Raw genomic sequence first — 24,177 nt, forward strand, 5'->3', positions numbered from 1 at the left:
CGGCCGGTAAAGTTGATCCGATGCCTTTCCTCAACCACATCCAGCGCTGGGCCGAAGAGCGGCCGCACGGCACCGCCGTCGTCGTCGCCGGTCAACGCCTCACGTGGGCGGAGTTCCGCGACGCCGCTGCCGGCCTGGTCCCCGACACCAAGGCCGTCACGTCCCTCTGCGAGCCGAACTCGGTGGGCTTCGCGGTGAGGTTCGCGGCGGCCGTTGCCGGTGGGCGGCAGTGCGCCGTCCTCGATCCCGCCTGGCCCGCCCCGCTGAAGGAGGATATCGCCCGCCGGATAGAGTCCTCCGCCCGGCCCGGGGCTGTGTCCCCGGACGATCAACTGGCCGACGGCGAGCCGGAGGACAGCTTCCTCATTGGCCTGACCTCCGGGACCACGTCTGTTCCGAAGGCCTTCACGAGGTCGAGGCGGTCCTGGCAGGAATCCTTCAAGGCGTCGATCGAGTTTTTCGGCCTGGGCCAGGACGACGTCACTCTGGCGCCGGGCCCGCTGGCAGCCAGCCTGAACCTGTATGCCCTGGCCGAGTGCCTCTACGCAGGGTCCGAATTCCAGACGCTGGAAACCTTCGACGTCGGCGACGTCCATGCGGCCATCACGCACGACCGGGTGACCAGACTGGTGCTGGTGCCCACCATGCTCAGGATGCTCAGTGAACGCGGCATGTCCGGATGCGTGGACGCGTCCGGAGTCGGCACCATCATCTGCGCGGGGTCCAAGCTCGACGCGCGGACCCTGGAAGCTGCCCGCCGCTGGGCGCCCAATGCCACGATTTTCGAGTACTACGGCGCATCCGAGCTGAGCTTCGTCTCAGGTGCCGGGCTACCTGCCGGCGACGCTGCGGCCGTAGGCGGGACCGGGATCGGGCGGCCTTTCCCCGGGGTGGACGTCAGGATTCTCGACGACTCGGGCCAGCCCCTTCCGGACGGGGCTGCCGGAAACATCTGCGTGCGCAGCCCGATGGTCAGCAACGGATACCTCTGGGGGGACGACGGCCAGGCCCTGCGGTCCTTCGACGGCTGGTTCACGGTAGGGGACCAGGGCTACCTCGAGGGGGGCGAGCTGCATATCCTGGGCCGCCGGGCCGACATGATCCTCACGGCCGGCAAGAACGTGTACCCGCACGAGGTGGAGCTGGCGCTGGCTGCCGTGCCCGGCGTGGCGGCCGCGGTCGCTGCCGGGATGCCTGACGACCTGCGGGGCCAGCGGGTGGTGGCCGGGATTGTTCCGTCCGCTGGTGCCGTTACTGCCACCCAGCTGAAGGCGGGGCTGGACGGCATCCTGGCCCGTGACAAGTGGCCGCTGCAGTATTACTCAGTCGCGGAATTGCCCACCACGGACCGCGGCAAGGTCAGCCGGAACCTGCTGCTGGACTGGATCAGCGCCGGAGATCCGAGGATCCGCAGCCTTGGCGCCTGAGCTCCTCCCGCCGGACCGCCAGCCGGTCATCATCGCAGCCAGGCGCACTCCCGTGTGCCGGACCAATGGTGCCTTGAGGAGACTCCGGGCCCACGAACTGCTGGCGCCGGTGCTGCGCGAACTCGTGGCCGGCGTGGAGCCGCGGGCTGTCACCGACGTGGTGATCGGCAACGCCGTGGGTGGCGGCGGGAATGTGGCACGGCTTGCGCTGCTGGAGGCCGGCCTGCCGGTCACCGTTCCCGGCCTGACGGTGGACCGCCAGTGTGGCTCTGGCCTGGATGCCATTGTCCTGGCTTCAGGGCTGGTGGCGGCGGGCGGCAACCCCTTGTATTTGGCGGGCGGAGTCGAGAGCACCAGCACAGCACCCCTGCGGGCGCACCGGAAAGGCGACGGCGCGCCGGAGTTCTACCGGCGGGCCCAGTTTGTCCCGGAGAGTTTCGGCGACCCGGACATGGGTGTGGCAGCGGAAACCGTGGCCCGGAAGTTCGGCATCGGCAGGGACCGGCAGGATGCCTTCGCGCTGCAGAGCCACCAGAGGGCCCTTGCCGCCGCCGAGGCAGGATACTTCGACGACGAACTGGTTCCGGTGGCTGTCGACGGAGAAATTGTTGCTGTTGATGACGGGCCGCGCCGCGGGCTTGGTGCAGCCGTGATGGCGCGGTTCCCGGCCGCCTTCGTGGACGGCGGAACCGTCACCGCGGGAAACTCCTGCTTCGACGCGGACGCCGCCTCCGCCGTCGTGATGACTTCACTGAAACGCGCCCGGGAGCTGGGCGCGCCCGACGGTCTGTTGGTGCTGGGCGCCGGCACCGCGGGCGTGGAACCGGAGATCCTGGGCGTAGGTGCCGCGGCCGCGGCGCGGGATGTTCTGGGACGCGCAGGCGTGGGCGCCGATGAGCTGGACCTCGTGGAATTTAATGAGGCGTTCGCGTCGCAGGCGCTGGCAAGCCTTGACCAGTTGGGGATCGACGCCGGGCGGGTGAACCTCGACGGCGGTGCCCTGGCTTTGGGGCACGCCTATGGCGCGTCCGGCGCTGTCCTGGTGACCCGGTTGCTCGCCCAGGCACGCCGGAATGGAACACCGGGAAGCCTTGGCCTGGCCATGATCAGCATCGCCGGCGGCATGGGTACTGCAGCGCTGCTGCAGTACGGGCGCTTGTCGCCGTCCCCTGCTCGGGTTTAGTCCTCCGCTTCGCCCAGCCCGCGGGCGGCGAGCGCCTCGCCGGTCTGGCGGGCGAAGGCCACGGATGTGATGAACACAGGCAGTATGAGGGCGCGGGGATTGCGTTCCAGGCCGCGTGCCCGGGCAGAATCGCGGACGTCTGCGAAGGTGCCGGCAATGTAGGGGATGCTGCGGAGCATGATGCCGATGGTTAGGGCGAACCGCTCCGGGTCGGCGCCGAATCTTTTGAAGGGCGCGGCCGCCTTGACCACCCCGTCCAGGAGCTTCTGCACCGGCGTGGTGGCGGTAAGCAGCGATGCTGCCACCACGCAGATGAGGATGTTCAGCACGATCCGCGCAGCCGTGGGCGCACCGAGCTGCCACCACTGGAACAGTCCGATCACCAGCAGGACGGCAGCAAGCGGCCGGATGGCGCCCCAGAGCCTTTTCCCGCCGGCACCGGTCAGCAGGAAGAGGGTGCAGAGTGCGGTGAGTACCGCCGTCGAAATGCGCCAGTCCTGGATGATGAACGTGGCCAGGCCGCAGCTGAAGACCAACAGGAACTTCAGGGCCAGCGGTGACCTGTGAACCAGGGAGTTTCCCGGCACATAGTTTGCTAGGAGGAAGCCGTGGCCCCTCATCGGACACCCGGTTCTGAAGGGTGGGCGCTGTCCAGGCAGAGGGACCGGTAAGCCAAGACGGCTTCGGCCGGTGCGCCGTCGAATGCCACCTTGCCCTGTTCAATGACCAGCACGCGGTCCATCTCCAGTGCGAGTTCAAGATCGTGGGTGGACATAATGATCTGCTGGTCCAGCCCGGTCAGGGTCCGGCGGAGGAGTTCGCGGTTGCGGAGGTCCAGGAGTGTGGAGGGCTCATCGAGCACCAGGACCGCGGGGTTTACGGCCAGCACGGCGGCGAGGGCCATCAGCTGCCGTTCGCCGCCGGAGAGTTCATAGATGCTCTGGTCGGCCAGGTGCAGGAGCCCCATGCGCTCAAGCGACGCCTCGGCCTGGCTCCGCCGCTCGGTGCTGTTCTTCACCGAGCGGCGGAGGGAGAGCTCAACGTCCTCCCTGCCGGTGGGCATCACCAACTGGGACAGGGGATCGGTGAAGACGAAGCCGACGTTCCTGCGGACCCTGCGGACGGCACTGACTGTGTCGTCGCCGTCGACCGCTACATTGCCCGAGGTTGGCTGGATGAGGCCGTTGACCAGGCGCAGGAGCGTCGATTTCCCCGAACCGTTGGCGCCGATGACACCGACGCGCCTTTCCGTGAGCTGGAGGTTCACGGCGTCCAGGAGGATTTTGGGCTCCGGCGAATGATCTGTTTCGACGGACACCGTTACCTGGTCAAAGGTCACTGCGGGCATGCCGTGTCCTAGGCCTTGCTGGTCTGCGGGGTGGTGCTGCCCTTGGCGGTGCTGCGCCGCACGCGGCGGACCAGGATGTCCGGGAAGGCGCGGTGCAGGGCGACGGCGATGACTGCGGCCAGGATGTTCTTGATGATGTCTCCGGGGTAGAAGACGAGGTCGCTCAGGAAGGCCTGGCCCAGGGTGGCCTTGGTATTCAGGGCGATGCCTGCGACGCCGAGCGAGTGCACTACCACCACGCTGGTAACCGTGGCGGCCAGGAACAGCCACAGGGCGCGGGCCTTCGTGGTCCGGCGAATGACGAGGGTGGCAAGCCAGCCTACCACCAGCGCGGCGATGGGGAAGGCGATGATGTAGCCTGCCGAGGGACCGGCAAGGATGCCCAGGCCGCTGCGGCCCTGGCTGAAGATGGGCAGGCCCGCGAGGCCCAGCAGGGTGTAGAGGCCGACGGCGGCGAAACCCCGTCCGGGGCCGAGGACCAGGCCGGTGAGCATCACGGCGAGGGTCTGGAAGGTGATGGGGACGCCGAACCCATTGACAGCGAGCCCGGGCACCAGCGCTGCGCCGGCGACGAGTGCTGCGAAGACAGCAATCAGGCCCAGGTCGGTGGCGTTCCAGCGGCGGCGTTTCGAGTTCGAGGTATTTTTGACGGCGGTGTCGGTGTTGCTCATGGCGGTCCTGTCGGGGTTGTACAAGCGGAATCTAATGTACTGCCGACGTTACCGGGGTGCTACTGACCCTATTTTGTAGGAGCCCTACTAAAGCCCGGGGCGGAGGCTGAGGACTAGGCACAACTTTGCTGGCGAACTTGCAATTTCAGATATCGAGTATCCTGCGCTTGGCCGCCTCGAACTCTCCCGCGGTAAGTGCGCCCTTCCCGTAGAGGTCCACAACAAGGGCAAGCTGGGATGCTATCGACTCATTCCCGCTCACCTTGCCTGTTGTCTCGACGCGATACTTTCCTGAGTGCGCGGACACTGCTTTCGCCTTGTTCTTGCTGCCGGCATAGAGAAAGAGCACTAGGGCGCCAAGAACTGCTGTCGCGATTCCCAAGGGCACGGACAGAAAGGTCTGGGAGGCGGTTCCTATGACCACCATTGCCACTCCGACGCCAGCTACTCCAACACCGGCCATCCATCGGGCTGCCTCCCGCAACTGCCGCTTACCCCTGAACTCAAACAGATACCCGCCCGTCCCGCTTGGAGCCGCATGTTCGTTCATGCTTTGAAGGATAAACCCACGCCCGCTACTTGAACATGCAGGTTTCCCAAGGGCTGCCCGAGGCGATCCCGCCACGGGACTCGGCCCGGATGATCGACGGGAACGGTCAGCCTTGGGCTTGCGGCAGTACAAGCAGGTAGCCGGTGGGCAGGTCGCTGCTCCAGCGGCGCGGTTCACGGACCACGAACTGCGTCGCCAGCTGCTCCGGGGTGAGCAGGCTGTTGGGCTCGGGGGAGGGTCCCCACTGCCCGCTGCCATAGGGGTACAGCGGGTCCTGGACACGGACGCCCGTTACCGTGAACTCCGGGAACTGGGAGGGGTCGCCCACTGACTCGAATCCGCTCATTACCCACGCGTGGCGGCCACTCCACATCACCAGCCCAACGGGCCGGCCGGTGCCGGCAAGAGCCCGCGCCGCAGTCCGCAGCGCATCCTCGTAGTCGGCAATGCTGACCACCGTGTAGGGCCCCATTCCAACTTCCGTGAGGACCTGGGCCCAGCCGAACGGGTTGGCTCCGTTAAACGAGTTCGATGACCTTGCCCGGGCCATTTCCCAAAGTTCACCTTGCTGACCGGAATCGGTCCAGCTTCCGCCTCCCGTGTCGTCGATGAGGTTGTGTGCCATCTGGATGCTCGCTGCAACACACCAGTCGAACGTGTACTGCGGGACGAAGTCACCCTCCTGGTACAGGTTGACGGCGAACGGCTGGGGGACCGGGGGTGGTGGGGGAGCCGGCGCCGGAGTGACGGGCGCCTGGGCCTGCTGAGTGACGAGGGCTGCCTCGGCCGCGGCCGTCGTGGCTGGAGCCGTCGTGCTTGGCTGCTCGGTGGCGGTGGCGGTGGCTGTGGCGGTGGCTGTGGCGTCGAGGCCAGCCGTGGGTGTGCAGCCCGCAAGGAAGCCGGCCAGGACAATGAGCCAGGCCAGAAGACGGGGACGGGCGCCGATCATGATCGTTCCAGTTTAGCCCGATGCGTTGACATGTCGTCAGAAGGCGTAGCGGATCCGGCAGTAGGGGGCGATCTGCTCGATGAGTGCCGATAGCTGCCGCACATACCGCCCCTTCGCTCCCGTACGGTAACGGACATTGGAAAAGCCGTTGGAGGAGACCTTCGATTCCTGGAGGTCCGGACGCCACAGGACCTGCTCGGCCTGCGGGTGCCACCCCAGGTTGACCTCGTGGAGCCGTTCGTTGTGGGTCAGGAAGATAAGCTCTGCCGCGAGTTGGGATTTCGCAGCCGGGGTGAGGGTGGCGTCAAGCTGGCGCAGCAAGTCCTCCCAGTCCCGGAGCCACGTGTCGGTAATGACAACGGGGGAGAAGTTCACGTGCACCTCGTATCCGGCATCAACGAAGTCGTTGATGGCAGCCAGGCGTTCGGCTATCGGCGAGGTCCGGACATCGATCGATTTCGCCAGGTGCGCGGGCATCAGGGAAAAACGGATCCTGGTGTGGCCGCCATGGTCCCAGTCCAGCATGCCCGGATTGACATACTTGGTGGCAAAGGACAGCTTGGCGGTGGGCAAGTCCCGGAAGAGCGTGACGATTTCCTCCACGTTGTCACTGATGAGGGCATCGACGGAGCAATCGCTGTTTTCGCCGATGTCGTAAACCCAGAGCTCCGGGTCGCACTGGTTGGGTTCCAGTTTCATTCCTTGGCGGGTGACGTGCCGCTCAAGGGCGCCGGCAATCTGGTCGATGTTCGCGAATACCGTTACCGGGTTGCTGTAGCCCTTGTGCCGGGGAACGTAGCAGTAGGCGCACGCCATGGCGCAGCCGTTCGCAGTTGATGGCGCAATGAAGTCCGCCGACCTCCCGTTTGGTTTGACCGTCAGCGCCTTCTTGACTCCGAGGACCAGCGCCTCAGTCTTGATCCGGGACCAGCGCGGCACATTCGTTTCATCCCCGTGCACTTCCGGGATATTCCAGTGGTTCTCGACAAGTACCACCTCTGCGTCGGGCCAGCGTTCGACGATCTCCTTGCCACGGGGAAGCTCCAGTGCGGCAGGCTGCGCATAGATGCGCCGGATTTGCAGCAGCCGGTTGAATTTCATGGGTCTATTCTCCCAAGGCCCCGAAGCCGGCTGCTGCCATTACGCCCACGGCCTACTCGCGGCTCTCTTCCCTCAAAGGTACGGAACCCGCATCCCGGATTCCTGCGCTACTCGGCGGGTGGACGCTTCCGTTGTTGTTTCGTTGTTGACCGCTGCTTCTTGGCCAAGAGGCGCCGGCAGTTTGAGCCACGGGTAGGTTTCGTTGGCCGGCGGCTGGGGGCAGCCGGAGCAAGGCCTCCTGCCAGGAGATCCGCGAGCTTGGCGAGGGCTGTTTCGCGGTTGCGCAGTTGGGAGCGCTGCCCGGATCCGGTCACCGTAATGACCCCGGCGTTGAGGCGTGGTCCGAGGCGCGTGAGCAGGAGCAACCGCTGGCTGTCTGAAATTGCCGATGAGCCCCGGACGTTCCATGAGAGTTCGACGCGGCTGTCCGAGGTGTTGACATGTTGCCCGCCCGGTCCGGACGAACGCGAAAACCGCCAGCTGAGTTCCGCCGCCGGAATGGTGAGCTCAGGCAGCACTTCCAGATCCATCCAACCAGCATGCCTCAACGAGGTGGCGGTTCCGCGACTCGATGAGCCGCTGGAGATAAGGGGCCAGCAGGAGTTTCTCGACCACGCGTCCAAGGAATCCCAGAGGCGCGGCGAACTCGATGCGGTCCACCATCGTTGTAATCCCGGAGGAATCCTCCAGGAATTCATGCACGTGCCTGAACCGCCGGAACGGCCCGCTGACCTGCTCATCAACGAAGTAGTCGGGCAACGTCATCTCGGTGATACGGCTTGTCATCCTCAGCGGAAAACCGAAATGCCATGCCCTCCACGTCACCTCCTCACCCAGCGAGATCAGGCCCGAGGTCACGCCGGCGACAGCTTCTTCACGGGACTTTGCCATTGATTCCAAGTGCGCATCGATGCTCCTGGCAAGGTTGAAAAGCTCCAACCTGGGCATGCTGGTCCGCGTCGTGCATTCAAAGGAGACGGCCATAGTCCGAGTATCCCAGTTCGTGAGCAGAGTCTCGAAGTGCCGGTATCCGGCGGGTTGGACGGTAGACTTGGGTGGGCCGTTCTCCGGCCATTGCCGCCTACGCCCACCATAGACGCTGCGGGCTGCGGCTCATCCCTGCTGTGAAAGGCTCTACCTGCTGTGATTACTGTCCAGGATCTTGAACTGCGTGCCGGCGCCCGGCTCCTGATGGACCAGGTGAGCTTCCGCATCGACAAGGGTGACAAGATCGGCCTCGTGGGACGCAACGGTGCCGGCAAAACCACCCTCACCCGGGTCCTCGCCGGGGAGGGTTTGCCCGCCGCCGGCAAGGTGACCCGCAGCGGTGAGATCGGCTACCTGCCGCAGGACCCCCGCACCCCGGACATGGAACAGTTGGCCCGCGACAGGATCCTCTCCGTCCGTGGCCTGGACATCGCCGTCGGAAAACTCCGCGTGGCCCATGAAGAGATGGCCAGTGAGGATGCGGCTGTACAGCGCAAGGCGATGAACCGCTATGACCGGCTTGAGTCCGAGTTCCTCGCGGCCGGTGGTTACGCCGCCGAGGCCGAGGCTGCCGCGATCTGCTCCAACCTCGCGCTGCCGGACCGGCTTTTGAACCAGCCCCTCAAGACCCTGTCCGGTGGCCAGCGCCGCCGTGTGGAGCTCGCCCGGATTCTGTATTCGGATGCCGAGACCATGCTCCTGGACGAACCCACCAACCACCTCGACGCTGATTCCATCGCCTGGCTGCGTGACTTCCTGAAAAACCACCAGGGCGGACTGATTGTGATCAGCCACGATACCGAGCTGCTCGAAGCCACCGTGAACAAGGTCTTCCTGCTCGACGCCAACCGCGCGCAGATCGACTTCTACAACATGGACTGGAAGCGCTACCTCACGCAGCGCGAAACCGACGAACGTGCCCGCAAGCGGGAGCGCGCCAACGCCGAAAAGAAGGCCCAGGTCCTGATGGACCAGGCCAACAAGATGCGCGCCAAAGCCACCAAAGCAGTCGCCGCCCAGAACATGGCCAAGCGTGCCGAGCGCCTGTTGAGCGGACTGGAGGCAGTCCGGGAGCAGGACCGTGTGGCAGCGCTGCGTTTCCCGGATCCGTCACCCTGCGGCAGGACGCCCCTCACCGCCGAAGGGCTCAGCAAGTCCTACGGTTCGCTCGAGATCTTCACCGACGTGGACCTCGCGATCGACCGCGGCTCCAAGGTGGTCATCCTCGGCCTCAACGGCGCCGGCAAAACCACGCTCCTGCGGATGCTCGCAGGCGTGGACAAGCCTGACACCGGCGACGTCATCGCAGGGCACGGCCTCAAGGTGGGCTACTACGCCCAGGAACACGAGACCCTCGACGTGGACCGCACGGTCCTGGAAAACATGCGTTCCGCCGCTCCCGACATGAAGGACGCCGAAGTCCGCGGCATCCTGGGCTCGTTCCTGTTCTCCGGCGACGACGTGGACAAGCCGGCCGGCGTCCTCTCCGGCGGTGAGAAGACCCGCCTTGCCCTCGCCACCATCGTGGCCTCCAGTGCCAACGTCCTGCTCCTGGACGAGCCCACCAACAACCTCGACCCCGCCAGCCGCGCCGAAATCCTGGGCGCCCTCAAGAACTACAGCGGCGCCGTCGTCCTGGTCAGCCACGACGAAGGAGCCGTCGAGGCCCTTAACCCGGAGCGGGTCGTCCTGCTGCCCGACGGCGTCGAAGACCACTGGAACGAAGACTACCTGGACCTGATAACCCTGGCTTAAGCTTTCCCGCGGCCGGTGGTTGCGTTCGCACCACCAGCCGCGTAATTTGCCGCTTGCTGGCTCGTTCCGCCCCACCGTCCCCCTAACCTCGCAAGCTCGGTCAGGGAACCCTGACGGCGTGGGCCCAGCCTCTGACGCAAGCTACACAAATCACCCGGCCGCTGGCACTTGCGGGTCTGGCACCTTTCGGACGTGCTAGCGGACCGCTAATTCCTTTGCGTCCGTGATTCTCTGCAGCTCTTTGTAGGTGATGCTGAACATTGAGTTGTGGCCGCCTGCTCCGGCCCAGAGGAGCTCGTGCTTCTGGAGCGACTCATCCAGGAGGGTCCGGATCTTTTCGGGGTGGCCAACGGGGGCTACTCCGCCTACGTGCTGACCGGTGTGCTGCAGGACGAACTCGGGGGAGGCCCGGCGAATCCGGCCTTCGCCCAACTGTCCGGCCACCAGCTTTGTGTCCACCCGTGCGGCACCACTTGCCAGAATCAGCAGGGGCTCTCCGTTGAGGTCGAAGACCAGACTGTTGGTTATCGCCGCGAGGTCGCATGCCAATGCCTCGGCCGCTGCGAGTGCGGTCGGGACACCGGCCGGAAACGTCCGGACAGTGTCGCCGATGCCTGAGCGGACCAGCGCCGAACGCACCAAGGTAACGGGGCCCGCGTCGTACTCCCGCATTTGTCAGAAACCCTGCGCGTCCAGGAGGGCGTCTTCCTCTTCTTCGGCCGTTGCCTTTTTCCGCTTCCGCGGCGGGGCCGGACGACGGCGGGCTGCCGCGGCGGCCGAGTGCAGCGCACCCTCGGGGGACTCGTCGTCGTCCTCGGCGTCAATCGCCGCGTTACGTGCCTGCTGCCGTGCGGCGTACCCAAAGCCCACGAACATCAGCACACCGAAGGCGAACCACTGCAGCGAGTAGGAAAGGTGCGTTCCCTCCTCGGTGGACGGTTTCGGGAACGCCACGGGCATTTCGGCGGCGGACGGCGTCTCCGAAGCAAGCTGCCCGTACGCACCAGTGAGCAACGGATAGCCGAGCTTCGCTGAATACGCAGTGAGGTCGATGGACGCCAGTTGGCCCTCCGGCGCGCCGCGCTGCAGTTCAGGCTCCGGGTGCTTCAAACGCACCACCGCGGTCACCTCTCCGGCCGGGGGTGCCGGCACTGAATCGGGGCTGCCGGGATTGTTGTTGCCGATGGGCAGCCAGCCACGGTCAATCACCACGGTTTCCCCAGTGGCCAGGCGGAACGGGACAACCACTTCGTAGCCCGGCTGGCCGTTGAGCGGCCGGTTCCTGACAATGCGCTGCCCGTCAACAAGATACGAGCCCTTCAGCTCCACCTGCGTCCATTCCCTGGCCGGGTCGAGCTGATCGAACTCTTCCCTGACATCGGCGAAGGGGACGGGTGTGGCTGAATAGTTCGTCACCACCCGGTTGATTTCCGCCAGCGTCTCGGCGCGGCGGTCCATCTGCCAGCGGCCCAGGAACACACAAGCGGAGGCGAAGACTGCGGCCAGCAGGAGATAGCCCAGCCATTTGCTGGAAAAGAGGAAACGGTACATTCAGCTGTCCTGCTCCAAGGCACCGGATGCCCGGAGGTCTTCGAGCGGCACGGTGTCCTTCCACAAGCCACGTGTCTGAAGGTAGTCCTCAAGCCATTCGCGGTGGTCTCCGCAAGCCAGCCAGATCTTGCGGCGTTCCGGAGTATGGATCTTGGGGTTGTTCCACAGGAGCTGCCACGACGCCTGGGCCCGGCACGCCTTTCGCGAGCAGACGGCAGCGGATTCGGCCATGGCGGGATCGGTTCCCGCAGCGAAGTCGAAAATACTCACGATGCCCTCCGCTCCTGCCCGTTTGGTTCGTCGTCGTCCTCGTTGATGAGCTCACCCTTAAGGACCTCATTGCCATGCTCATCATCGGCCGTGGGAGCGGGCGGGCTCTCGATCTCCGCGAGCGGCGCAGCGTCCAGGAGCAGGTCGCTGTGGCCCTCCGCCTTGTCGTTGCCATTGGCTATGACCACCGCTATCCAGGGCAGGAAGACCGCCCCGGCAACCATCACGATCTTTAGCCAGCCGTCCACCACGAAGATCATGATCAGGCACACCATGCGGATCCCCATGGCCAATGCATACTTGACCATGCGCTGGTGCATGTCCTCAGAATGGGCCGCCCCTGCTTCGGTGATGCTGTGGACTTCCGCATCGCCGGAGAACCGGCCGGGTTCTCCAGGCACGGAATGTCCCGCATGGTTTTCAAGGGTCACGGTGCTTAATCACGCTCCAAAGGCTTGCCTCAATTCTCTCACCATTGGCAGTGGCGCCCAAACCCTGGCCGGGGCGGGACGCTAAGATCAAAGTCAACCAAATCACCCTCTTCTACCGCGGTGCACCATGCCGCAGAATCCCGGAGCTTTTACATGACTGAAGCAGCTACCGCCCCCCGCAGCGTCCTGGTCACCGGCGGCAACCGCGGCATTGGCCTTGCCATCGCCGAAGCATTCCTCGCCAACGGCGACAAGGTGGCCGTGACCTACCGCAGCGAATCGAAGCTGCCGGAGGGGATCCTGGGCGTCCGGGCCGATGTCACGGATGAGGCCTCGGTGGACGCGGCCTTCAAAGAGGTGGAGGCTGCCCACGGTCCCGTGGAGGTGCTGGTGGCCAACGCAGGCATCACCAAGGACACCCTGCTGCTGCGCATGAGCGAAGACGACTTCACTTCGGTCATCGACACCAACCTCACCGGAGCATTCCGGGTCATCAAGCGCGCCTCCAAGGGCATGATCCGCCTTCGCAAGGGCCGGGTTGTCCTCATCTCATCGGTCTCGGGCCTGTACGGCGCGCCCGGGCAGATCAACTACTCAGCCTCAAAGGCGGGCCTGGTGGGCGTTGCCCGGTCCCTGACCCGCGAGCTGGGTTCCCGCGGCATCACGGCCAACGTTGTGGCGCCGGGCTTCATCAACACCGACATGACGGCCGAGCTGCCCGAAGCCACCCAAAAGGACTACCTGGCCAGCATCCCCGCGGGCCGGTTTGCCGAGGCATCGGAGGTGGCCAACGTGGTCCGTTGGATCTCCAGCGACGAGGCGGCCTACATCTCCGGCGCCGTCATTCCCGTTGACGGCGGACTGGGCATGGGCCACTGACCTTCTGCGCCCACTAGGTGCGCGGTGCTTCTTTGTGCACTTCACACAAGCGAATCACCAATACGCGCTGGCATGATGGACAGCAAGCCATCAGCGATTTAGACGTTTCGAACAAAGGGAGCTCGTATGGGACTGCTCGACAACAAGACCGCCATCGTCACCGGATCATCACGCGGCATCGGCGCTGACGTAGCCAAGATCCTCGCCGGCCAAGGAGCCGCAGTGGTGGTCAACTACCGCCAGAAGGCGCCACGCGCCAACAAGGTGGTGCAGGGGATTGAAGCTGCCGGCGGCCGCGCCGTGGCCGTCGGCGCTGACCTGACCACCCAGGAGGGCGTCCAGGCCCTGGCCTCCGCCGCCATGGAGAACTTCGGGTCCTTGGACATCCTGGTACTGAACGCCTCCGGCGGCATGGAGACCGGAATGGGCGAGGACTACGCGCTCAAGCTGAACCGCGACGCCCAGGTCAACATGCTCAACGCCGCCGTGCCGCTGATGAAGGAAGGCTCCCGGGTGGTGTTCGTCACCAGCCACCAGGCGCACTTCATCAACACCGTGCCCACTATGGAGGCCTACGAGCCGGTGGCCCGCAGCAAGCGCGCCGGGGAAGACGCACTGCGCGAACTCATCCCGAACCTGGCCGACAAAGGCATCACCCTGGTAGTGGTGTCCGGCGACATGATCGAAGGCACGGTCACCGCAACGCTCCTGGACCGCTCCACCCCCGGGGCCATCGAGGCGCGCCGGGCCGAGGCCGGCAAGCTGTACTCCGTGGAGGAGTTCGCCGAAGTGGTGGCCGGAATGGCCACGGCCGACGTCGAATCCGGCCACACCGAGTACGCCGGCGGTGCCGACTACTTCGGCAAGGGCGCCCAGCCGGCCAGCTAGGCTCCACGCACGAAAGCAGGGCCCACGCCGCCAGGAGATACTGGAGGCGTGGGCCCGTTCTTGCGGTTAAGGCAGCTGGGTTCCCGGATCAGACCCCGGCCACGTGGCGGACGGCGTCGAGGTACGGCATGTTGATGGCTGCATCAGCGACGGCACGCACGGCAGGCTTGGCATTAAACGCGATGCCGATCCCGGCAGCGCCGAGCATGTCCAGGTCGTTCGCGCCGTCACCCACAGCGATAGTGTGCTCCAACGCGATGCCTTCGGCAGCTGCCCACTCGCGCAGGTATTTTTCCTTCGCTGCGCGGTCCACCACCGCGCCGAGCACCTTCCCCGTCAGGACGCCGTCCACGATCTCCAGCTCGTTCGCCTGCCAGTGGTCAAGGCCGAGCTCAGCGGCAATCGGCTCCAGGATCTGGTTGAATCCGCCGGAAACCACGGCCACCACGTGACCTGCCGCCTTGAAGGCGGCCACGAGCTCGGCCGCCCCTTCGCTGAGTTTCACTTCCCGGCGGACGGAATGGACGACGTCGGCCGGCAGCCCGGCGAGCACCTGCACACGTGCGTGGAGGCTTTGAGTGAAGTCCAGTTCCCCGCGCATCGCAGCTTCGGTGACTGCAGCCACCTCCTCGCGCTTGCCGGCGTAGGCAGCGAGGAGTTCAATGACCTCCTGCTGGATCAAGGTGGAGTCAACGTCCATGATCAGGAGTTTGCGGCCGGCGGAGCGGAGAGCGCTCGGAACCAGCGCTGTATCGAATCCGCTGATGGAAGCCTCGGCCACCGCGCGGCGCATACTGGCCAGGCCAGCCGCGGTGGCATCCGGAAGCCCGAGTTCGGCCACACTGACCTGGTAGCGGTCGTCGCCGGTGCTGGTTTCGGACAGAACCGCGGCCCCTTGCGAGACGAGCACGGAACGCAGCTGCTCCAGGCCCGCAGGGGTCACATTCAGGCCATAGCTGACCGCAGTCACGTTCGAAGTCATGCCTGCAATCTTAGCGAGCCGGAGGGGTGTCCCTTGAATTCATTGCGTCCCGCCAGCATTCGAGGAGCTGACCTCAGGCAGGCAGGGGCACGACGGATCTCCGGCCCGATCGGGCCCCGGAACCCCACACCGTTTTGCCGGCAGGAATTTGCGTAGTCGGGCTGGTCACACCAGTTATCAGTCGTTATGTTTTTTGTCCTAGTGTCTACTCCTATGAGTGATGTTCTGGAACTGGACTCCGTCAGCGTTGTCCGAGGTAAGAAAACCCTGCTGGACAAGATCGACTGGCAGGTCAACGACGGCGAACGCTGGGTGATCCTCGGGCCGAACGGTGCCGGCAAGACCACACTCCTTCAGATTGCGGCGGCCCGGATGCACCCCAGCAGCGGCACCGCAGGGATCCTCGACGAGATCCTGGGCCGCGTTGACGTCTTTGAGCTCCGCCCCCGGATAGGTCTTTCCTCAGCCGCCCTAGCCACCCAGATTCCCGAACACGAGAACGTCCTCAACGTGGTGGTCACTGCCGCATACGGCGTGACGGGCCGCTGGCGGGAGGGGTACGAGCGCGACGACGAGCGGCGCGCTTTCCGCCTCCTCAACGACTGGGGGATGGGCCCCCTCCTGAACCGGACCTTCGCCACCCTCTCCGAGGGAGAGCGCAAGCGCGTCCAGATCGCCCGCGCCCTGATGACCGATCCTGAACTGCTGCTGCTGGATGAGCCGGCCGCCGGCCTGGACCTCGGCGGCCGTGAGGAACTCGTGCACAAGCTCGGAGAACTGGCCCGTGACGAGGCCGCCCCCGCCATGGTCCTGGTGACGCACCACCTGGAGGAAGTCCCGCCGGGCTTCACCCACGCCATGCTGCTGCGCGACGGCGGAGTGGTGGCCGCAGGGCCCATCACTGAGGTGCTGACGGCGGAGAACCTCAGCGAAACCTTCGGGCTGGACCTCGACGTGACAGAGAACGCCGGCCGGTACACCGCCGTCGCCCGCCGCTAACGCGGCAACGCAGCACCTTGGATCTCCTCAGCAGCATCTTTGTGTCCATCGCCGGCCTCTGGGCCGGCACCATCAACGCCGTGGTGGGCTCCGGCACGCTGGTGACGTTCCCCGTCCTCATCGCCTTGGGCGTCACGCCGGTGGTTGCCTCGATGAGCAACGCCATGGGCCTCGTTTTCGGAACGGCTGCCGGAGCGTTCGGTTACCGGCGGGAACTGAAGGGCCGCGGCCGCCAGTTGATGCGGCTCCTTCCCGCGTCCCTCCTGGGCGGCATATCCGGGGCGTGGCTGCTCCTGCACCTGCCTGAGAAGGTCTTCCACTACGTCGCCCCGGTGCTGCTGGTCCTGGCCCTCCTGATGGTGGTGTTCCAGCCGCGCATGCAGGCCTGGGTCCGCAACCGCGAGGAAAACCCGGAGCACGCCGTCCGGGACAAGCGGCACGCCGTTCTTCTGGTGGTGCTGGTCTACCTCGCCGGGGTGTACGGCGGTTACTTCGTGGCTGCCCAGGGCATCCTGCTGGTGGGGATCCTCGGTATCTTCCTCACCGGAACCATCCAGAACGCGAACGCCATGAAGAACATCCTGGTGCTCGGCGTGAACCTCGTGGCCGCCATCTCCTACCTGCTGTTCGCGTTCGACCGGATCAACTGGCTCGTTGTGCTGCTCATTGCCGTCAGCTCCAGCATCGGCGGACTCCTCGGCGCCAAGGTGGGCCGCCGGCTTTCCCCAACGGTGCTGCGCGGCGTGATCTTTGCCCTCGGGCTGGTGGCGCTCGGATTCATGATCGCCAATCTGCTGAAATAATCAGCCGGTGACAATCCACTACCTCGAATCCGCCGCTGATCCACGCGTGACCGACTACACCCAGCTCACTGACGTGCACCTGCGCAAGCTCCGGGAACCCGCCGAGGGCATGTACATCGCAGAATCTTCACGGGTGCTGCGCCGTGCGCTGGCCGCGGGACACCAGCCCCGGTCGTTCTTCCTGGCGGAAAAATGGCTGGACGATCTCCAGGACATCCTCGGGGCGTACCCGGATGTACCTGCGTTCATCGGCAGCGCGGCCCTGCTGGAGGAGATTACGGGATTCCATCTCCACCGCGGTGCCATGGCGGCCATGCAGCGCCCCGCACCGGTGCCGCTGCCCGAACTGCTCGCCGGGGCGCGCCGGGTAGCCGTCTTGGAGGACATCGTTGACCACACCAATGTGAGTGGTTCCAAAGTACAAGGCTTGAATCACGGTCCTGCTCGAGGACGATCACGGATCGCGGTGCTTGAGAATCTTACCGACCATACGAACGTAGGCGCGATTTTCCGCAGCGCCGCCGCCATCGGCGTCGATGCTGTGCTGGTCTCGCCCCAGTGCGCCGACCCGCTGTACCGGCGCTCCATCCGGGTTTCGATGGGCACGGTATTCCAGGTGCCTTGGACCCGGATCGAGTCGTGGCCTGGAGACCTCGAAGTCCTCAAGGAAGCAGGCTACTTCGTAGCCGGCATGTCGCTCGGTGAAGGGGCTATCACGCTTGATGAGCTGGTAGCGCAGGACCATCAGAACCTGGCGCTGGTCTTCGGCACCGAAGGGGAGGGGCTGAGACCAGAGACTGATCAGGTGCTCGACGCGCGGGTTACAATTCCGATGATGAACGGGGTGGATTCGCTGAATGTTGCGGCGTCATCCGCGGTTGCCTTCTACGCGACGCGGTAGCGTCAGTGGCTACTAGCGCTGAAGCGGAGCTGAGTTCATTCGAACCACAGAAGCCTATTGCCTGAAGTAAACCGCGGTCCGTCGATGTCCGCGTCAAGGCTTCTCCTGACTATGATTGATTCGACGGGGACCAACTTGCAGGGAGGGAACTATGAGAACCTCCACTAAGCAGGAGCTAGCGGCGTTATCTCGGATGTTTTCGCCCGCCGTGATGCGGGAGCTCGGGAAGTCCGGGACCTCACCCCTTCTCGCGCGATTGCTGCGGGAAACAAGGCTGCCAGATGCCGGTGCGGTCTCCTCGGCGGACGCCGGCACGGCGGGAGCGAAGGATCATCGCCCTGCGGCTGAACCGCCGTTGGGGGCCAGCCAGGATCGGTTACCTGCTGGGGATCCACCCCTCCACGGTCCACAAGGTCCTCTCCCGTTACCGTCTGGCGCGCCTGTCCTGGCTGGACCGCGCCACGGGCAGGGTGATCCGCCGCTACGAGCACGAGAAGCCCGGGGACCTGGTCCACGTGGACATCAAGAAGCTCGGCCGCATCCCCGACGGCGGCGGCCATCGTGTCGCCGGCCGGGCTGCGGGCAACCGTAACAAGACCGGCACCGATGCGAACCGGCGGCCAGGGTACGCCTACCTGCACAACGCCGTCGATGACCATTCCCGGTTCGCCTACACCGAGATCCTCACCGATGAGAAGAAGGAAACGGCGGCCGCGTTCTGGGAACGGGCCAACGCTGCTTTCGAGGCCGCCGGGATCACCGTCAGCCGGGTCCTGACGGACAACGGTTCCTGCTACCGCTCATACGCGTTCAAGGACGCTCTGGGCCCGGCGATCAAGCACAAACGCACCCGCCCCTACCGGCCACAAACCAACGGCAGAGTCTGTGACGGTTCAACCGCACCGTGCTCGACGAATGGGCCTACGCCCAGCCCTACACCTCAGAAGCCGAGCGTGTTGCCGCCTTCCCGGCCTGGCTGCATCACTACAATCACACCCGAGGCCACACCTCACTCAAGGGTCAAGCACCCGCCAGCCGCGTCACCAACCTCCGTGGGTAATACACCTAGCGAGGTGGTAGGGCAATGTTGACGTCGATGCGTCGGAGCCCGTAGGCAACATTGGTGGGCGACCCGCCTGGGTGTTCGAAGGCCCCCCAAGAGATCACGACGGTCGGAATATGCGTCCCCTACGACGATGACGTCCGGGACTTGTGGTGGCTATGGACGGTTTCGTGGTTGTTAGACAAAAGTGAACCTCTCAGCGAACCCTCCAGGGGGCTCTGACACTCCGGGCGAGCTGAAGGGAAAATTTGTTGATCTGTTGAGGTCCGGGGTCAGCAACCGATGTTGGCCCGATGACTAGTCGGACTGCCCCCCGAATCGTCCAGGCAAGGTTGGGTACTCCCGCGGTGCGCTACTTCCCCCGAGCCACGTTCGATAAGGCGTGTGTGCACGAGCACAGTCTGGGCACTGCTTCGGTCTCCAGCGATCCTTCGAAAAAGCAGCTGAGCAGCAGTCGTGCCAATGGCGGGAGGGTCCTGAGCCACGACAGTGATCCCTGGTTCGAGGAGGTCGAAGAGCTCGAAGTCGTCGAAGGCTACGTGAGCCGGTCGCGCGGGAGACGCTACGAGCACGCGGAGGGCCGCGAGGGTGTTGAGGCTGTTTCCTGTGAATAGCGCGGTTGGTGGATCTGAAGACCTCTGGGCTCTGGCCAGATGTTCTCGTATCCGATCCTGGTCAGGGTGGCCGAGCACCACCAGCTCGGGGTCGTACGGTATTTCCGCAGCTGCCAGCGCATCCTGATAACCCAAAAGGCGCTCTGAGCCACTAAAGAACGCTTCGCTGCTGCCGACAAACGCGATCCGGCGATGTCCATGTCTCAGGAGATGCTCCACTCCCGTCCTTGCACCTGTCCTGTTGTCGCTAAGGACGGTATCTGCCTCGATGTTGAGGGCCGGCCGGTCGATGAAGACGACCGGAAGTCCGGCTTCCATTTCTTTGGTGACGTATCCGTGGTCGAAGTTCGAAGGAATAATGATCAACCCGTCCACAGGGCGTGACGAGAAGTCCATAGTTAGCTCTCGTTCCCTGTCTGCATCGTCAGATGATGACGCCGTAAAGAGCAAACGCCCGTTTTGCGCCGCAACCCGTTCGACGGCCCGGGCAATCGCCGATTGGAACGGCTCCGAAATATCCTCAACGATAAGCCCTATGCTTCCGGCTTGCCCTTGGCGGAGGCCCGCTGCGCTGGCATTGCGGCGGAAGCCAAGTTCCGCGATCGAGGACCGAACTGCCTCACGGGTCGAGGCTCTCACGCCACTTTCGTCATTGATGACCCTGGAAACCGTCTTAAGTGACACGCCGGCATGAGCCGCGACGTCTTTGATCGTCGCCCGCGCTGGGCGCGGGGTCGACGATCCGGCCCCATCTCCCCCTGATGTCATCCTTCCCTCCTCTGTCATTTCCTGTCAGCGACCCGCGGCCCACCCGGAAATGCACGCGAACGGGCCTTATAAGTTCCGGATGGGATTTGACGGCGACCTGCGGTTCGACTACCTCAGCTCCATGGCCCCAAGCCGGGGGGGAGGGGGGATAATCGGTCCTCCGGCTGAAGGATCGCCTGGTTGGTTGGCGCTCACCGGCAGCCAGTGGCACTTCCGGGGGAAAATGATCGTGTTTGGCGGTGCGGGCGGGCAACTTTCGCCGCAGCCGCCCTATGCTATATAGCGGCAGCACGGTGGCCAGCAGGCCGAGCGCCCAGCCAAGCGCAGGAAGCACCGGCATCCAGATGAGTGGCAGCACCTCTTCGCTACTCATCCGGACGCCAGGGGCAAATGCTCAGTAGGGGAATCAGTGTCGGATCCACGCGGTTGCCTCGCTGGAGAGCATTCCGTTCTCCACCTCTGCGCTGGCGATGAGCACCTCACCTTCGGGCAAAGCCACGGGTACTGTCCCAAAGTTTGTCACAACGTGCCAATCGTCGGGCCGCACGAAATGCAGCACGTTCTCGTCGACCTCGTCCCATTCAAGAGTCTCCGGACCTTGGAGCTCGTGCCGCAGAGCAAGGGCGCGTCGGTAGAAGGACAAGGTCGAGCCTGGATCCTTCTCCTCAACGCTCACAGCGAATTGGGCGAACCATTCCGGCTGAGGCAGGTGTGATCCATTGGTGCCGAAACCGAGCGAGGTCCCGTCCGGCTCCCAGGGAAGGGGAACCCGGCAACCATCACGACCGAAGCCGTTGTAATCGGCGCCGCGGAAGAAACAGGGGTCTTGGCGCTTTTCCGCGGGGATGTCTGCGACCTCGTGCAGGCCCAGTTCCTCGCCTTGATAGAGGTACGCTGCGCCTGGAAGGGCCAGCATGAGCAAGGTGGCGGCTTTGGCCCTACGGATGCCACGTTCGAAGTCGATGTCTTCCGCAGGGCCCCCGGCCTTGACCCATTCGACGCCCTGTTTGACATTCCGCCCGTTCAGCGGGGGCAGGCCGTACCGGGTGGCATGGCGTGTGACGTCGTGATTGGAGAACACCCAAGTGGAGGTTGAACCGGTAAGCCGCACCTGTTCGAGGTTGTCGGTGATGATCTGGTGGAACTGGGCCGCGTCGAAATCAGCTTCGAGCAGGTCGAAGCTGAACGCCTGGCCCAGGCCCTCAGGAGATGCGTACTTGGCGCGCCGTTCGGGAGTTTCGACCCAGGCTTCGGCCACGGCGAAACGCGGCGGGGTGTATTCGTTAAAGACTTTCCGCCACTCGGCGTAGATTTCGTGGACCTCGTCGCGGTCCATGAGCGGGTGGGTGCCGGAGGTGCGGTCCATGGCATCGAGTTCGGCCTGGCCGGGCAGGTCGTCGGGAAGGTCTTTGACCAGCAGGTTGGCAACGTCGACGCGGAAGCCGTCCACACCCCGATCCGCCCAGAAACGCAGGGTGGCCAGGAAGTCTTGGCGTACTTCCGGGTTGTCCCAGTTGAAGTCGGGTTGCTCCGGCGTGAAGGAGTGCAGGTACCACTGCCCGTCACTGATTTGTGTCCAGGCTGGACCGCCGAAGGCTCCCGTCCAGTCCGTTGGCGGCAGCTCACCGTTGGGCCCAAGCCCGTCTCGGAAGATGTAGCGGTCCCGTGCAGGGGAGCCTTTTGGCGCGGCCAGGGCTTGCTGAAACCAGAGGTGGCGGTTGGAGGAGTGGTTGGGCACGATGTCGACGATGAGGCGGATGCCCGCCGCGTGGAGGGCCGCCGCCATCTCGTCAAAGTCGTCCAAGGTACCGAGGCGAGGGTCCACATTGCGGTAGTCGTCCACATCGTAGCCGCCGTCCGCCAGGGCCGAGGGGTAGAAGGGGCTGAGCCAAACAGCGTCGATGCCCAGGGCCTTCAGATACGGAACCCGGGAGGTCACTCCGGGCAGGTCACCAAGTCCGTCACCGTTGGAATCGGCGAAACTGCGCGGATAAATCTGGTAGACGGCGGCCTGCCTCCACCAGTTGGCTGAAAGCGACAATATGGACGGGAACTGCAGGGTTTCGCTCATGGAAGGGGTTTTCTCCTGTACTGGACGGGCCACTGAGGGACGCATTTGCTGTGAAAATATAAGTTGTCAGACGACCGACTTCGACGGCGGTCTGGACCGCTCCCGGTTAACGGCAGCCTGTGTATTGCAAGCCCCCCTATGAGCGGGGCCTTGCAAAGCATGAGCAAGGGAAACGGTTCTGGTGACTCGTCCCGAAACCATTCACCGATTGCTTTCATTAGGGTTTCGATTGCCATTTCCTGATCCACTAGTTGGGCGCCGAGGAAGGGATCTCGGTTTACTAGGTCGCCTTAGAAGGCAAGGTGTTCAGTGTCGTACCCGTCTAAGTTCAGGTCGTAACCCACTCCATGAGGAAGCTGCACTTGAACCCGGCAGCAGATCACTTAGGCTACGGCTGCCAAGTGGGCGATTGCGTTCTGTGGTCGTGCGATCCGTCAGGACGGTGGGGAGGTAGTGGTTCCCGGGGCTTCCGATCTCGGTGGGTCTCTGAAGCCTGTCCAGAAGGAGGGTCGCTGCGAAGGCAGCTTCGTCGGCGACTGGTTGGGCAATCGTCGTTAGACCGAGGACCCTGCTGATTGGATGATCATCAATACCAATCATGGAGATGTCCTCTGGGCAGGCGAGCCCATGGTCCTTCAAGGACATGAGCGCACCGAAGGCAACCTCGTCGCAGCCAGCGAAGACTGCGGTGGGTATGTCCCTATGCTGAATCAGTTCTGACATTGCCTGACGTCCGCCTTCAAGGGTGTAGCCGGCCTCGATCACCCAGTCCGGATGAGCTACCGCATCATGCTCGGCAAGAGCCAACTCGAATCCTTGCCTGCGGTCCGCGGCGACCCTAATCTTGCCGTTGCCGGTCTGGTGACCGGCCAGAAATGCTATATCCCAGTGACCAAGGGACAGCAGCCGGTTGGTGGCTGCCTTTGCCGCAGCGACGTTGTCGATACCCACGTTGTCCCAAGGGACGTTGTGCATGCCTACACTTGCGACTGCTCGGTGGATGGAGGACAGTGCCGCTGTCTGTTGGGGGGTGAGGTCGACGTCGATCATCAGGAAGCCGTCCACTGTTTGGGCTAGTTCCCTTGGGTCATCAAAGAGTCGCGACTGAATGTGTTCCTGTCCGCGCAGGCTAATAAGAACTGGATCCAGACCGGCGTCGGCAATGATCTCCTGGGCCGCCTCGGCAGCATGCGCGAAATACCAGGGTGTGGCCGTTGGAACGACGACTGCCACGGCTCCTCTCCTGTTGTTGCTGCCTCGGGCTGGGGATGGGACGCGGTAGCGGAGCTTCTCTGCTGATTCGTGCGCTTTGGCACACGTGGACTCGGATACGCCCGGCAGGCCTCTGAGGGCCCGTGAAGCAGTACAGATGGAGATTCCCGCCAGCGTTGCGACGTCTTTGATGGTCACTGGGCTAGTTTCGGTCAGCACGGCTCAACCCTTTCTGGAGGTGCGATCGTCAGCTGGGAACAGGCAGGCCTGTGCCCGATCAGGCAGTAATCAGTCGTTTGAGGATGGCAGGCACGGCAATCAGGAAGAGCGGGGGTACCTTGCTGCCGATTGCCGGGTGTGAGCCGCAGGAGATCACTTCGCGAAGGCCACCAGTGGCGTACATGATGCCGTCAACTGCCGGTCAACGAGTTGCTGAGCCGCGGCAGCTGTCGTGCGGTGAGGTCCGGCTGTGGGCGGCACTCAGGCTGCGAGCTGTTCCCATGTGAACATGCTTGCCCGTGAGGTGCGTCGTCCCGTTCGTGAATGCTGCCGTAGGGAACGTCTGCCGTGAGCGCCACTGAGAAATGGCGGAAGTGGTGTCGCGTGACGAGAATGCCTTGTTTTCGGTCCATGGACGCCTTGGACTGGGCTGTGATCAGGGCCCGGTCCAGTTCGTGGTCGCGCTCTTCCACAGTCGCAACAACGAAGTCGGCAATGAGCGTTTCGTTGGTCATGCTAAAACCTTTCTTCTACTTTTGGTGTCCTGTCGAGTGG

At 64.4% G+C, this 24,177-nt stretch carries 25 protein-coding genes and 1 pseudogene; 9 read left to right on the plus strand and 17 right to left on the minus strand.

Annotated elements, in window-relative coordinates; all coding sequences use genetic code 11:
- The first annotated feature begins 20 nt into the window (after window positions 1–20).
- Together AC5RVY_RS10170 and AC5RVY_RS10175 are read left to right on the plus strand one after the other, a co-directional pair.
- On the plus strand, window positions 21–1,427 hold the full coding sequence (locus AC5RVY_RS10170; protein ID WP_493954579.1) for a class I adenylate-forming enzyme family protein: 1,407 nt from the start codon (window positions 21–23) through the stop codon (window positions 1,425–1,427).
- Window positions 1,417–2,610 carry a thiolase family protein gene (locus AC5RVY_RS10175; protein WP_493954580.1) on the plus strand — a complete coding sequence of 398 codons (1,194 nt, stop codon included), beginning with the start codon at window positions 1,417–1,419 and terminating at the stop codon, window positions 2,608–2,610. Before AC5RVY_RS10170 ends, AC5RVY_RS10175 begins: the two co-directional genes overlap by 11 nt.
- Here the strand turns inward: AC5RVY_RS10175 and AC5RVY_RS10180 are convergent.
- The 8 genes from AC5RVY_RS10180 to AC5RVY_RS10215 form a co-directional block, all read right to left on the minus strand.
- Complete coding sequence (locus AC5RVY_RS10180) at window positions 2,607–3,230, minus strand: energy-coupling factor transporter transmembrane component T family protein (protein ID WP_493954581.1); 624 nt, start codon at window positions 3,228–3,230, stop codon at window positions 2,607–2,609. The two genes, AC5RVY_RS10175 and AC5RVY_RS10180, sit on opposite strands and share 4 nt — an antisense overlap.
- Entirely contained in the window at window positions 3,227–3,958 is a 732-nt protein-coding gene (locus tag AC5RVY_RS10185; RefSeq protein ID WP_493954582.1) for an energy-coupling factor ABC transporter ATP-binding protein, read from the minus strand. The genes AC5RVY_RS10180 and AC5RVY_RS10185 overlap by 4 nt, the downstream gene beginning before the upstream one ends.
- An 8-nt stretch (window positions 3,959–3,966) precedes the next feature.
- Window positions 3,967–4,629 carry a biotin transporter BioY gene (locus AC5RVY_RS10190; protein ID WP_493954583.1) on the minus strand — a complete coding sequence of 221 codons (663 nt, stop codon included), beginning with the start codon at window positions 4,627–4,629 and terminating at the stop codon, window positions 3,967–3,969.
- A gap of 145 nt (window positions 4,630–4,774) precedes the next feature.
- Window positions 4,775–5,179, minus strand: a complete 405-nt coding sequence (locus AC5RVY_RS10195) for a hypothetical protein (RefSeq protein ID WP_493954584.1) — start codon at window positions 5,177–5,179, stop codon at window positions 4,775–4,777.
- 106 nt (window positions 5,180–5,285) lie between these two features.
- On the minus strand, window positions 5,286–6,128 hold the full coding sequence (locus AC5RVY_RS10200) for a hypothetical protein (RefSeq protein WP_493954585.1): 843 nt from the start codon (window positions 6,126–6,128) through the stop codon (window positions 5,286–5,288).
- A gap of 36 nt (window positions 6,129–6,164) precedes the next feature.
- Window positions 6,165–7,229, minus strand: coding sequence for a spore photoproduct lyase family protein (locus AC5RVY_RS10205; protein WP_493954586.1), 1,065 nt, complete (start codon window positions 7,227–7,229; stop codon window positions 6,165–6,167).
- Window positions 7,230–7,336: 107 nt separating this feature from the next.
- Window positions 7,337–7,759, minus strand: a complete 423-nt coding sequence (gene arfB / locus AC5RVY_RS10210; protein WP_493954587.1) for an alternative ribosome rescue aminoacyl-tRNA hydrolase ArfB — start codon at window positions 7,757–7,759, stop codon at window positions 7,337–7,339.
- The gene (locus AC5RVY_RS10215) at window positions 7,737–8,213 is read right to left on the minus strand and encodes an SRPBCC family protein (RefSeq protein WP_493954588.1); all 477 of its coding nucleotides are present in this window, start codon (window positions 8,211–8,213) and stop codon (window positions 7,737–7,739) included. The genes arfB and AC5RVY_RS10215 overlap by 23 nt, the downstream gene beginning before the upstream one ends.
- Window positions 8,214–8,372: 159 nt before the next feature.
- On the opposite strand from AC5RVY_RS10215, the gene AC5RVY_RS10220 reads away from it, so the two are divergent.
- Window positions 8,373–9,971: an ABC-F family ATP-binding cassette domain-containing protein gene (locus AC5RVY_RS10220; RefSeq protein WP_493954589.1), complete on the plus strand. Its 1,599-nt coding sequence runs from the start codon at window positions 8,373–8,375 to the stop codon at window positions 9,969–9,971.
- A gap of 195 nt (window positions 9,972–10,166) precedes the next feature.
- On the opposite strand, the gene AC5RVY_RS10225 is transcribed toward AC5RVY_RS10220, so the two are convergent.
- The 4 genes from AC5RVY_RS10225 to AC5RVY_RS10240 are packed head-to-tail and all read right to left on the minus strand — an operon-like array spanning window position 10,167 to window position 12,223.
- Complete coding sequence (locus tag AC5RVY_RS10225; RefSeq protein ID WP_493954590.1) at window positions 10,167–10,643, minus strand: YbaK/EbsC family protein; 477 nt, start codon at window positions 10,641–10,643, stop codon at window positions 10,167–10,169.
- Between the two features lie 3 nt (window positions 10,644–10,646).
- Complete coding sequence (locus AC5RVY_RS10230; protein WP_493954591.1) at window positions 10,647–11,522, minus strand: SURF1 family cytochrome oxidase biogenesis protein; 876 nt, start codon at window positions 11,520–11,522, stop codon at window positions 10,647–10,649.
- Complete coding sequence (locus AC5RVY_RS10235) at window positions 11,523–11,792, minus strand: hypothetical protein (RefSeq protein WP_493954592.1); 270 nt, start codon at window positions 11,790–11,792, stop codon at window positions 11,523–11,525. It lies immediately after the preceding gene.
- The gene (locus AC5RVY_RS10240) at window positions 11,789–12,223 is read right to left on the minus strand and encodes a DUF3099 domain-containing protein (RefSeq protein WP_493954593.1); all 435 of its coding nucleotides are present in this window, start codon (window positions 12,221–12,223) and stop codon (window positions 11,789–11,791) included. The genes AC5RVY_RS10235 and AC5RVY_RS10240 overlap by 4 nt, the downstream gene beginning before the upstream one ends.
- 153 nt (window positions 12,224–12,376) lie before the next feature.
- Between AC5RVY_RS10240 and AC5RVY_RS10245 the strand changes: the two genes are divergently transcribed.
- Together AC5RVY_RS10245 and AC5RVY_RS10250 are read left to right on the plus strand one after the other, a co-directional pair.
- Window positions 12,377–13,102: a beta-ketoacyl-ACP reductase gene (locus AC5RVY_RS10245; protein ID WP_493954594.1), complete on the plus strand. Its 726-nt coding sequence runs from the start codon at window positions 12,377–12,379 to the stop codon at window positions 13,100–13,102.
- Window positions 13,103–13,228: 126 nt separating this feature from the next.
- Entirely contained in the window at window positions 13,229–13,990 is a 762-nt protein-coding gene (locus tag AC5RVY_RS10250; protein WP_493954595.1) for an SDR family oxidoreductase, read from the plus strand.
- Window positions 13,991–14,078: 88 nt separating this feature from the next.
- Here the strand turns inward: AC5RVY_RS10250 and serB are convergent, their stop codons facing one another.
- Window positions 14,079–14,972 carry a phosphoserine phosphatase SerB gene (serB, locus tag AC5RVY_RS10255; RefSeq protein ID WP_493954596.1) on the minus strand — a complete coding sequence of 298 codons (894 nt, stop codon included), beginning with the start codon at window positions 14,970–14,972 and terminating at the stop codon, window positions 14,079–14,081.
- Between the two features lie 213 nt (window positions 14,973–15,185).
- Between serB and AC5RVY_RS10260 the strand changes: the two genes are divergently transcribed.
- From AC5RVY_RS10260 to AC5RVY_RS10275, 4 genes and pseudogenes are all read left to right on the plus strand, one after another.
- Entirely contained in the window at window positions 15,186–15,971 is a 786-nt protein-coding gene (locus tag AC5RVY_RS10260) for an ABC transporter ATP-binding protein (RefSeq protein ID WP_493954597.1), read from the plus strand.
- Window positions 15,972–15,988: 17 nt separating this feature from the next.
- Window positions 15,989–16,774: a sulfite exporter TauE/SafE family protein gene (locus tag AC5RVY_RS10265; protein WP_493954598.1), complete on the plus strand. Its 786-nt coding sequence runs from the start codon at window positions 15,989–15,991 to the stop codon at window positions 16,772–16,774.
- A 7-nt stretch (window positions 16,775–16,781) separates the two neighbouring features.
- Window positions 16,782–17,675, plus strand: coding sequence for a TrmH family RNA methyltransferase (locus AC5RVY_RS10270; RefSeq protein ID WP_493954599.1), 894 nt, complete (start codon window positions 16,782–16,784; stop codon window positions 17,673–17,675).
- 284 nt (window positions 17,676–17,959) lie between these two features.
- A pseudogene (locus tag AC5RVY_RS10275) lies at window positions 17,960–18,735 on the plus strand (IS481 family transposase); the annotation flags it as partial.
- Window positions 18,736–19,010: 275 nt separating this feature from the next.
- Here AC5RVY_RS10275 and AC5RVY_RS10280 read toward each other — a convergent pair.
- From AC5RVY_RS10280 to AC5RVY_RS10295, 4 genes are all read right to left on the minus strand, one after another.
- Window positions 19,011–20,138, minus strand: coding sequence for a LacI family DNA-binding transcriptional regulator (locus AC5RVY_RS10280; RefSeq protein WP_493954600.1), 1,128 nt, complete (start codon window positions 20,136–20,138; stop codon window positions 19,011–19,013).
- Between the two features lie 388 nt (window positions 20,139–20,526).
- Window positions 20,527–22,191: a glycoside hydrolase family 13 protein gene (locus AC5RVY_RS10285; protein WP_493954601.1), complete on the minus strand. Its 1,665-nt coding sequence runs from the start codon at window positions 22,189–22,191 to the stop codon at window positions 20,527–20,529.
- Between the two features lie 306 nt (window positions 22,192–22,497).
- Entirely contained in the window at window positions 22,498–23,622 is a 1,125-nt protein-coding gene (locus tag AC5RVY_RS10290; protein ID WP_493954602.1) for a LacI family DNA-binding transcriptional regulator, read from the minus strand.
- 191 nt (window positions 23,623–23,813) lie between these two features.
- Window positions 23,814–24,137, minus strand: coding sequence for a hypothetical protein (locus tag AC5RVY_RS10295; RefSeq protein WP_493954603.1), 324 nt, complete (start codon window positions 24,135–24,137; stop codon window positions 23,814–23,816).
- Window positions 24,138–24,177: the final 40 nt, after the last annotated feature.

The organism is Arthrobacter sp. Ha26 (genome assembly GCF_059091705.1).

Bases quoted from the DNA above. Each gene is read 5' to 3' on its own strand.
- AC5RVY_RS10225 (WP_493954590.1), bottom strand. From the start codon at position 10,643: ATGCGGGAGTACGACGCGGGCCCCGTTACCTTGGTGCGTTCGGCGCTG.
- AC5RVY_RS10190 (WP_493954583.1), bottom strand. From the start codon at position 4,629: ATGAGCAACACCGACACCGCCGTCAAAAATACCTCGAACTCGAAACGC.
- AC5RVY_RS10170 (WP_493954579.1), top strand. From the start codon at position 21: ATGCCTTTCCTCAACCACATCCAGCGCTGGGCCGAAGAGCGGCCGCAC.
- AC5RVY_RS10200 (WP_493954585.1), bottom strand. From the start codon at position 6,128: ATGATCGGCGCCCGTCCCCGTCTTCTGGCCTGGCTCATTGTCCTGGCC.
- AC5RVY_RS10245 (WP_493954594.1), top strand. From the start codon at position 12,377: ATGACTGAAGCAGCTACCGCCCCCCGCAGCGTCCTGGTCACCGGCGGC.
- AC5RVY_RS10280 (WP_493954600.1), bottom strand. From the start codon at position 20,138: ATGACAGAGGAGGGAAGGATGACATCAGGGGGAGATGGGGCCGGATCG.
- AC5RVY_RS10230 (WP_493954591.1), bottom strand. From the start codon at position 11,522: ATGTACCGTTTCCTCTTTTCCAGCAAATGGCTGGGCTATCTCCTGCTG.
- AC5RVY_RS10260 (WP_493954597.1), top strand. From the start codon at position 15,186: ATGAGTGATGTTCTGGAACTGGACTCCGTCAGCGTTGTCCGAGGTAAG.
- AC5RVY_RS10195 (WP_493954584.1), bottom strand. From the start codon at position 5,179: ATGAACGAACATGCGGCTCCAAGCGGGACGGGCGGGTATCTGTTTGAG.
- AC5RVY_RS10295 (WP_493954603.1), bottom strand. From the start codon at position 24,137: ATGACCAACGAAACGCTCATTGCCGACTTCGTTGTTGCGACTGTGGAA.
- AC5RVY_RS10285 (WP_493954601.1), bottom strand. From the start codon at position 22,191: ATGAGCGAAACCCTGCAGTTCCCGTCCATATTGTCGCTTTCAGCCAAC.
- AC5RVY_RS10250 (WP_493954595.1), top strand. From the start codon at position 13,229: ATGGGACTGCTCGACAACAAGACCGCCATCGTCACCGGATCATCACGC.
- AC5RVY_RS10180 (WP_493954581.1), bottom strand. From the start codon at position 3,230: ATGAGGGGCCACGGCTTCCTCCTAGCAAACTATGTGCCGGGAAACTCC.
- AC5RVY_RS10185 (WP_493954582.1), bottom strand. From the start codon at position 3,958: ATGCCCGCAGTGACCTTTGACCAGGTAACGGTGTCCGTCGAAACAGAT.
- AC5RVY_RS10205 (WP_493954586.1), bottom strand. From the start codon at position 7,229: ATGAAATTCAACCGGCTGCTGCAAATCCGGCGCATCTATGCGCAGCCT.
- serB (WP_493954596.1), bottom strand. From the start codon at position 14,972: ATGACTTCGAACGTGACTGCGGTCAGCTATGGCCTGAATGTGACCCCT.
- AC5RVY_RS10215 (WP_493954588.1), bottom strand. From the start codon at position 8,213: ATGGCCGTCTCCTTTGAATGCACGACGCGGACCAGCATGCCCAGGTTG.
- arfB (WP_493954587.1), bottom strand. From the start codon at position 7,759: ATGGATCTGGAAGTGCTGCCTGAGCTCACCATTCCGGCGGCGGAACTC.